The organism is Actinomadura sp. NPDC049753 (assembly GCF_040674655.1).
In the GTDB taxonomy this organism is placed as follows: Bacteria; Actinomycetota; Actinomycetes; order Streptosporangiales; family Streptosporangiaceae; genus Spirillospora; species Spirillospora verrucosospora.
Map to the genome: position 1 here is coordinate 1 of NZ_JBFARL010000453.1, position 1,482 is coordinate 1,482.

1 protein-coding gene and 1 pseudogene are annotated in these 1,482 nt (G+C 74.1%); one reads left to right on the forward strand and one right to left on the reverse strand.

What is annotated here, in order from left to right:
* Positions 1-594: pseudogene (locus AB0K37_RS42150) on the reverse strand (hypothetical protein); the annotation flags it as partial.
* 212 nt (positions 595-806) lie between these two features.
* Between AB0K37_RS42150 and AB0K37_RS42155 the strand changes: the two are divergent.
* A complete protein-coding gene (locus tag AB0K37_RS42155) occupies positions 807-1,412 on the forward strand; it encodes a PucR family transcriptional regulator ligand-binding domain-containing protein (protein WP_363991854.1) in 606 nt (201 codons plus the stop codon).
* The last annotated feature ends 70 nt before the right edge of the window (positions 1,413-1,482 follow it).

Sequence of the window (1,482 nt, forward strand, 5' to 3'; positions counted from 1 at the left end):
GGTCGGCGTCAGCCCGGGGCCGAGGCCCACGATCCGCTCGGCCGCCTCCACCGCGCCCGCGAGGTCGCCGGCGGCGCAGGCCGCGGCGAGCGCGTCGGGGTCGGGGTGCCCGGCGAGGCCGCCGCCCGACGGCCCGGCGGCGGTGAGCGCGCCCGCCGCGGTCAGCTCGGCCTCCAGGGCGCGCACGCCCCGGGCCAGCGCGTCGGGCCGCAGCCCGCCGAGCGCGGGGGAGGGGTCCCACCAACGGCGCACGCGCACGGTGAGGCCATCCGCCTCGATCCGGCCGTCGCCGACGAACGCGTCCGCGCCCTCGCGGACGGACCGGAACGGATGCTCGCGGCGGGTGGCGACGAGCACCACCGCGTTCGGCAGGCGTCCGGCGTCGGAGGTGACGACGGCGAGCACGCGCGGCTCGGGGCCTCCCCGCATCTCCAGGTACAGCGCGGCCGGGAACACCGCGATGACGCGGGCGGCGCGGCGCGGCGGGTCGAGCAGCGGCCGCAGCGCGAGGCTCGCGGCGCCGGCGGCGGGGGGCCGGCCCTGCGGGCGGGGACGGGCCGGGAGCCGGATCGGGTCGCGGACGAGAGCGGTCACGGATCCTCCCGAGGCCGGTGTCGGCGGCCGCACGGCGTGCGGGCGGCCCGGCCTCCGGCATGACGGTAGAACGGGCCCGGCATCGGACGTATGGATAATTCTGCCAAGGATGGTTGTCATCGTTCGTCTTTGTTGTCAGTGTTGATCAGGAATCGGTAGCGATCACGCCGTTACGGGCGATGTACGCACCAAAAGGCGAGGTGACCCCTGGCATGAGTTACACCACTGCGGACCCGGGCCCACCGGCCCTCAGGCTCGCGAGTACCGGAACCCTGACCTACGGCCTGTCGGTCGGCGAGGTCCTCGGCGTCAGCACCCTGAACGGCGCCCGCCTCATCGCCGGACGAGCCGGACTCGAACGCGTCGTCCAGCGGCTGAACGTGATGGAGGTCCCCGACATCCTGTCGTGGGTCAAACCGAACGAACTGCTGCTGACCACCGGCTACCCCCTCCGCAACACCCCCCAGTCGCTCGACAACCTGGTGTCCGACCTGGACGAGCGCGGCCTGGCCGCGCTGGCCATCAAGCTCGGCCGCTACCTGGACTCGCTCCCCGCCGAGATGATCGCGCAGGCGGACCGGCGCGGCTTCCCCCTGATCCTGCTCCCGAACGACGTCGGCTTCGACGACATCCTGAACCAGGTGCTGACCGACATCCTGAACCGGCAGGCGGCCGTCCTCGCCCGCACCGAGGAGGTGCACCGGGCGCTCGTGCAGATCGTGCTGTGCGGCGGCGGCCTCCAGGAGGTCGTGGACGAGGTCGCGACGCTGCTGGACGTGGCGGTCGTCGTGCTACGACCTGCGCGGCCGCCCGGGTGAGGTCACGGCGGACGTCCGCCGGGACCTCCGGGTGCGCGGCGAGATAGGCGTTCAGTTCGGCCTGCGCCTT

Coding starts and splice junctions, on each gene's coding strand:
- AB0K37_RS42155 (WP_363991854.1), top strand. CDS start 807: ATGAGTTACACCACTGCGGACCCGGGCCCACCGGCCCTCAGGCTCGCG.